Annotated in this window: 4 protein-coding genes; 3 read left to right on the top strand and 1 reads right to left on the bottom strand. The window is 65.2% G+C overall.

The features are described 5' to 3' along the window. The coding region (locus VLJ37_09215; GenBank protein HSA59849.1) for a serine/threonine-protein kinase at window positions 1-2,244 on the bottom strand (2,244 nt) is incomplete at its 3' end. A 148-nt stretch (window positions 2,245-2,392) separates the two neighbouring features. Between VLJ37_09215 and VLJ37_09210 the strand changes: the two genes are divergently transcribed. The 3 genes from VLJ37_09210 (at window position 2,393) to VLJ37_09200 (ending at window position 6,996) form a co-directional block, all read left to right on the top strand. Next, entirely contained in the window at window positions 2,393-2,533 is a 141-nt protein-coding gene (locus VLJ37_09210) for a hypothetical protein (protein ID HSA59848.1), read from the top strand. Between the two features lie 20 nt (window positions 2,534-2,553). Next, window positions 2,554-4,098, top strand: a complete 1,545-nt coding sequence (locus VLJ37_09205; protein ID HSA59847.1) for a hypothetical protein — start codon at window positions 2,554-2,556, stop codon at window positions 4,096-4,098. Window positions 4,099-4,188: 90 nt separating this feature from the next. Further along, window positions 4,189-6,996, top strand: coding sequence for a hypothetical protein (locus VLJ37_09200; protein ID HSA59846.1), 2,808 nt, complete (start codon window positions 4,189-4,191; stop codon window positions 6,994-6,996). Window positions 6,997-7,060: the final 64 nt, after the last annotated feature.

Raw genomic sequence — 7,060 nt, 5'->3', positions numbered from 1 at the left:
GGCCTCCGGGACGGACGTCCGCATCCCGCGAAGCTCCTTCAAAAAGGCTTCCGCCCGGGCCCAACGGCCCACGGAGGCCTCGGCCAGGACGAGCTCCTTCAGGTTGTGGGCGACGTCGTTCGCGTTGCCGAGAAAGCGGAGGGTGTCGCGGGCCTTGTGCAAAAGGTCGAGGGCGGGGCCGAGGCGTCCGCGCTCCCGCTCCACGAGACCCAGGTTGTTCCAGGCGATCGCGAGCCTGAGGTCGGAGCCCGACGCCTTCGCCAGGGATTCCGCCGCTTCATAGGCCACGAGCGCCGCCTCGAAGTCCCTCCGGCTCAAGTCGAGATTGCCCTCCTCTTGGAGGGTCCAGAAGAGACCTTCGTCACGGCCTGCCTCCCGATAGAGGGCCTTGGCCTGCTCCAAGAAGTCCTTGGCCCTCCCAAAGTCCTGAGCGGCGGCAAGGGCCCGGGCCAGGTTCCGGTACGTCTCCGCACGGACCGGGTCCTTTTCGGGTTGGAGGCTCAGGGCTGCCTCGAATTCCGCGATCGCGGAGGATCCGTCTCCCCGGTTCAAGGCGACGAGGCCCAAGAGCGAGTGCGAGCGGGCGAGGAAACCCGCGATCTCCGAATCGCCCCGGTGGGCTTCACTTTCCCGGAGACAACGCCTCAGGCGTTTTTCGGCCTCTTCCGGGTGCCCCAGGTTGTGGTGGCCCCAACCGGTGATGAACCAGTACTTGGCCGTCTTGAGGGGGAGGGGCTCGTCGACCGCTTGCAGGGCGAACCAGCGGTCGGCGGCCTTGAGCCCGTCTTCGTAGTGTCCGGCCGCGTTCAGGCGGTTGATCTTTTCACGGAGAAAACGCGAGAGCGCGACGGGGTCCCCGGGCTCGATCTCCCTGGGCTCGTCTTTTCTCAGCACGTCCTGCCAGCCGGGGAGGAGGGCGCGGTCCCGGATCTTTCCTTCCTCCGAGAGTGTCTTGAGGAGGGCCAGGATCCTTTCGGGATTCCCGCGCGTCTTGACGAAGACGGCGTCGATGAGGCCGCGCGAGGCCTCCGGGTCCAGGAAGCCTTCCACGAGACGAACGGAGTCGTCTTGCGTGAGATTGTCCAAGGCCACATCGTGCGCGAGCCCTTCGGCCAGAATCGCGTCGAAAAACCGCCTCGCGTCGCCCGGAAGGCCCTCGTCGTCCCACGTCAACATCAGAACCACCCCGGTCTCCGGCAAGGCGCGGAGGGAGGCCAGGACACGGCCGCGCGTCCCCGCGTCCGCCTGGTGGAGACCGTGCCATTCCCGCACGGCGATCCCGCGGACCGCCGCCTCGAACGCGGCCTCGCGGACGAAGCGCGTCTTTCCCGTCCCGGATGGCCCATGGACGGCGACGGCCGCCGATTTTTTCGGAATCGTCTCCAGAATCGACGTCATCACCGCGAAGGCCTGCTCGGCCCCGATCATCTTCAAGGGGGAGAAGTCCTCGGCGACGGGCCCCGCGGACTCCGCGACCGTCCCTCCGTCCAGGGCGATCCTCACGGCGGCCGCGGCCGCAAATCGCTCCTTTGGATCGGCGGCGATCATCCGGTCGATGACGCGACCGGCGACGGCGTGTTCGGACGCGAGAGGCTTGACCTCCGCGAGGGCGGGAGGCCTTTTCCGGATGAGTTCCGTCACGCTCCGGCACCCGGCGCGCGGATGCCGTCCCACGAGCGCCTCGTAAAGAATCGTCCCGAGGGAAAAGAGATCGCTCGCGGGCGTCAGCCGTCCGTCGATCCGTTCGGGCGCCATGTAGGGGAGGGTGGCGAGGTCCGCGAAGGCGGCGTCGCCCGGAAGGACGCTGAAGTCCAGGATCTTCAGGCGTCCCTCCGAATCGATGCGAAGGTTTTGGGGCGAAAGATCGCCGTGAACGACGCCCTGTCCGTGGACAAAATCGAGGGCCTCGACCGCCTCTCGAAACCACTTGAGGATTTGTCCGACATCCGCTTTGCGGGCCGCGGAAATCAGATCCTCTCCCTCGACGTATTCCATCCAAAAGCAGGGCCCGCGATCCTCGCCGAAGATGTCTTCGCTTCGTCTCCGAAATCCCAGGACCGGCACGACGCTCGGGTGCCGGAGTCGGGTGAGGAGCCGGGCCTGACTCTCGAAGGCCTCCAAGTCGAAGGCGCCGCGACCTCTCAAGACCTTGAGGGCCACCTCAAGCCCGCCGGGCTCCACGGCCCGGTAGACCTCCGAGGTGGAGCCCGATCCGGCCCTATGAAGGATGCGCCAGGGGGTCATCGATGGTAGTATATTGCTTATTTTGAGAAGTTGAAATCGTGAAATTGGCTTCCTCTTTTGTCACATTCGCCGGCCTACAAAAGATAAAATAACATAAATTTCAAATAGTTAGCATTTGGCATTTCTATTGCTCTTTTCGAAAGTCACTATGCTTGGAATCCCTGGAACACCTTCGGTCCCCGGCGAACCGCTGGACGCCGCCTACAACAACGGAAGCCATCACCTCGTGCGCGGCGACGATGATCACGGCGCTGCCATGGCGAGGAACCGATTTCCGAAACGACTTTAATTTTAGCAAGGAGAACCAACATGGCTGGAACAAGAATCGAAGAAGGGTCAAAACGTCCCACGGATATCATCAAGGCCGAGACCGAAGAGCGGGTTGAGGCGATCGATCGTTCGGGCGCAAGGGAACTCTCGCCGATGGAAACCAGGGACACCGGGTTTACCACCACACCGACTCCCGGGCTTGCCCTCGCGGGCCGCGAGGCGGGGCCGGCGCCTGCCGGCGCACGTCTCCTGGACGAGCCGGGGAAACTCCTGGACCTTTTTTGGAAGAAGGACGCGGCGCAGGAACCGGGCGAACGCAAGGAAACCCCGGCCCTTTTGACGGGCCTCGGCGTCCTGGCCGGCCTCGGCATCCTCTCCTCCTTCGCCAAGAGCCGCGACCTGGCCTCCGCGCGGTCCGAGGAGAGCCCCCTCCGCAAACACCTCGAAGCCCATCTGAACGGCGTCGACCTCGGCTCGACGGTGGACGTGAAGCGCTTTGGAAACACGGACCAGGCCCTCGCCTTCGCGGAGACCCAGCTGGAAAGGGCCTATCGGGGCGAGATAGAGCCGGGCTCGGAGATCCCCGTCGTTTGCGACGTCCCGGGCAAGGGCCCGATGAAGGGAAAGATCCGCTTCCTCACGACGGATGAGAAGATCGACGGGAGCCGCGTCGGGCCCAGCGGACCGGGCGGACGCATCGTGCTCCAGGTGACCTTCTCCGAGCCGATCGGGACCAACGGCATCGCCGAGCTGAAGCCCGGACGCCAGACCGTCACCGTGCAGCGCGTCTCCGGCGGAAGGACGGAAACGGTTCAGGTGGCCGACGGCCCCGCGAAGCCGACCAACACGCTCTACATCATCGGCGGACCCTACGGGCCCACGGGAAAATTCGGCCTCTACACGCTCTACGCGGGAACCTACGCGCCGCCCATGACGGACACGGCCTTTTGGAGCCGCCACGCCTTCGTGACCGGCGACAACCGGCAGTCGTTCCGAGCGACCTCCGACGGACGGATGGAGGTGATGGAGGGATCGCGCCTGCATCAGATGATCCAGGATGGGAAGATTTTGCCGCCTTTCGACGGGATCCGCGACCGGGTCGCCGGCGCCTTCCACGAAGACTGGAGGAGTCAGTACGCCCGGGAACCGCGCGAGCGCGATCCCGAGACGGGACGCCCCGTGCGCTGGAAGACGACGAAGGACGCGGACTGGATCGCCCGTCACGGCACGGACCGTGTCGATATCGCGAGAACGCGCTACGAAGACCTGCCGGCCGAATATCAGGCGGAGAACAAGGCCTCGGCCGACGTCGCCGTGGGAGAGATCTACAAGGCCGTCGGACAAGGCCGCGTGTTGGACGACGCCTTCGTGGAGACGGCCAGCGCCCTCGTGCATGAGCGATGGCTGGAGCGGAACCCTTGGGCCCCCGACGACCAGAAGGTTCCCTACGACCGGCTCACGGAGATCGAGAAGGATAAGGACCGCGCGGTCGTTCGCCGCGCCCTTTCGTCCCTCTCTGAGGGATTCCCCGTCGTCTCCCGGGAGGACTGGCGCCGGAAGCCCCGGCTGTTCCAGGGTCTCTAAGCTCCCATGGCGCTTGAACAGGGAAATACCAGGTCCGTCGTTTCGCGAGCGGCCGACAAGCCGGTACTGCGGGATCAAAACGACTCTGGGATGACGGCACGGCCCGGGAAATCCGCAAGCGCCGATGCCGCCGCGGAAGACGTCTACCTCCCAAAAGGCCGGGATCCTCTTAAGGGAACCGAACCCGGCTTCGCCGCGCCCGGCGTTCTTAAGGCCAAGCAGGACGCGAACGTCCCGGCCTCCGTCCAAGAGCCCGCCCAATGGCTCTCGGAGATCGCGACGAAACGCCCCGAGATCGGGCGGTCCGCCTCGGATTTGAGGAAACGGCTCATCGGGGCCGCCGAGCGGTCCGAGCCGACGGGGAACCTGCTGAAGGAAGTCGAAGTCTACCGGCGCTACGCCGCCGCCGCCGGCCAGAGGGACCGCGTCGTTCAGGCGCTCTCCGGTTATTACCCCGACAACTCCAAGGTCCGCTTCCACCTCGACTACTCGGAAGGGAGCGAGGCTGCCAAGCCCTTCGTGGACGAGGACGAGGTCGCCCTGGAGGACATGCAGAAGCTTAAGATCGTCAGGGTCCACGAGCGGCTCAAGACCGATCCGAAGCAATCGGATCCGGAGGCGGCCGCGGCCGTCGAGAATGCCTTGGACGACGTCCGCAGGCACGGCACTTTCTCCGCGGGCGACCGAACCGACTTCTCCTACCGCTTTTTTACCTCGCCCCTCCGAGATACGGCGGCCGTCGAGGCCCGCGCCAAGGAGATGGAGGAGCGCTTCAAGCTCACGCCTCCGCTCCAGCGTTTCTTCCGCGCAATGGAGACGCCCGACAACCCGGAAAACGCCGTGGACGGCGCGGGCACGCAGGCGGATCTCAGGGATTGCTACGCCTCTTATTGGGCTCTGGCAAAGTTGTCCGAAAGCTTCCCCCGGCACGAAGCATCGGGTCTCGCCGGGGTGACTCCGGAAATCCTCTCGTCGGTCCGGGACGACCTCGTCAAACGCGCGGAGTCCTACCGGGCCTTTCTCCTGGCGGAGGCGGACCGGGTTCAAAAGGCCGACGAAGAGAGCCTGCCCGTCGGCCTGGGCGTGAGCGGAGACTCCGCGTACGTGAGCGACCGCGCCGTGGCCCTGCGCCGCGAGGCGGACGAGGTCGAGGGAACGGCAAAACGGCTGAGCGCTCTCGATACGTCCGACGCGCCAGGGGCCTTCCGGTCCTTGAAGGCCTTCACGGATGATGCGCGCTCTTTGGAGGCAAAGCATCTGAAGGGGCTTCTCGGCCGGATGGTCGAACAGCTCAGTTCTTTGCCGGACTCCGATCCCAGGGACGCGGCGGCCCTGGAGACGGTCCGGAAGAACCTCGAGGCGGTCGAGGGCAATTCCCTTACGGCCGAAGGCCGCATCGCCGCCTACCGCATCGTCCAAAATCAGATCGGGGTCCTGGCGAACGTGCGCGTCGCCTCGGCCCGGGCGGCCCAATACGAGGCCTACCTGGACGAGGAACATAGAGCCAACACCCCCGGGCGCTGGATCCTCAAGGCCGCCTCGCTCGTCACCGACGTCGACCAACCGGACAAGCCGACCATCGGAGAGGAAAAGCTCCGAATCGTCATCGGTCGCTACAAGGCGCTCTCCGAAAGACTGCGATCCGAGGACCTGTCCGTGCGCGCCGCGGCGACCCAGGACCTGCTCCGGTTGGAGAGGGCCAGTCTCCGCAAGAAACTGGACGAGAACATGGAAGCGGCCCAGGTCGCCAATTTCGCCATCGGAGTGAGCATCGTCGCCGCTTCAGCCTTCACGGCGGGAATCGCCACCGAGGCCGCGGCCCCGTTTCTGGTGGGCCGCTTCGGGGGGGCGCTGGCCCTCCGAACCATCCAGGCCGCCGCGTTCGCCGGTTCGGAGAGGGCCTTCAATCTCCCGTTTTCGCGCGAGTCCCTCGGCGAGACTTGGGGAAAAATTCGCGAGAAACCCTGGAGCTCCGCCGGGGGATTCGCCGTCGAAACGGCCATCACCGCCCTTATGTTCAAATATATCGAGATCGCCATGGCGCGCTTCGGTCGGTACTTCGATATGGGACTGGAGGCCGTCGCCCGGCTGCGCGGCGTCCCCGCCGACACCCTCCGTGAATCCTTCGTGAGCCGAGCGACGGAAAGGCTCTCGGGCACCGCCTATGAGACCCTGAAGTTCCAGCAGTTCCAGTATTACGTCACGGCGGGACGCCTGGCCGCCAAGGGCGATCCGAATTTCGAGAAAAAGGCCTTCCGGGAGGCCTTCTCCGGCCGGTCGCTTTGGGAGGGGCTCAAATTCCTGGTGGGCATCAAGCTCTTCAACGGCGTGGCCATGCCGGCCTTAAACCCGGCGCTCGAGGGCGTCGGAAACGCGGCCCGGGGCCTGGCCGTTTCGCGCGAGCTCAAAAAGCTTGAGGCCCAAGAAAAGACCCTGAAGGACCGTTTCGAGCGGTTTTTGGGCGAAGGGGAGGGCGATCCCGCGGCCATCGAATCGGACATCCGCTCCTTCCTGATCTCCAAGCGCGACTTTCTTCGGGCGATCCCCGCCGAGCGGCTTTCCGCGACGGCCCGGACGAAGGTTGAAGAGGCCCGGACCGAGACCGAGGGACTCATCGAGGCCTACGAGGGATTCGGCTCTCTCGCCAGACATCTGGACGCGATTCACGCGGACAAGTCGCTGGGAATCGCCTGGGGCGAGCCGGGGAGCGACGTCCATACCTACGCCGGCGACGGCGCCGCTCTCGAACGGGCCCTGCAGCATCCGGGCGTCACGACGATCTCGCTCACGGATCCCCTGACGGGTAAGCCGGTCCTCTTCGGCGAGGCGAGACTCCCCATGGGCATCACCCGGAGCTTCACGTTTGAGCCCGCCGAGAGGCCGCTTCTTCCCCAGTAACTGACCGGGATGGTTTCCTAATATGTGAAATCACACCTCAAAATAAGATTCTTCTTATGTCACA

It is taken from the genome of bacterium (assembly GCA_035454885.1).
Classification (GTDB): domain Bacteria; phylum UBA10199; class UBA10199; order JACPAL01.
Note: the sequence above shows the minus strand (reverse complement) of the source record. Positions and strands in the feature narration are given on the sequence as shown.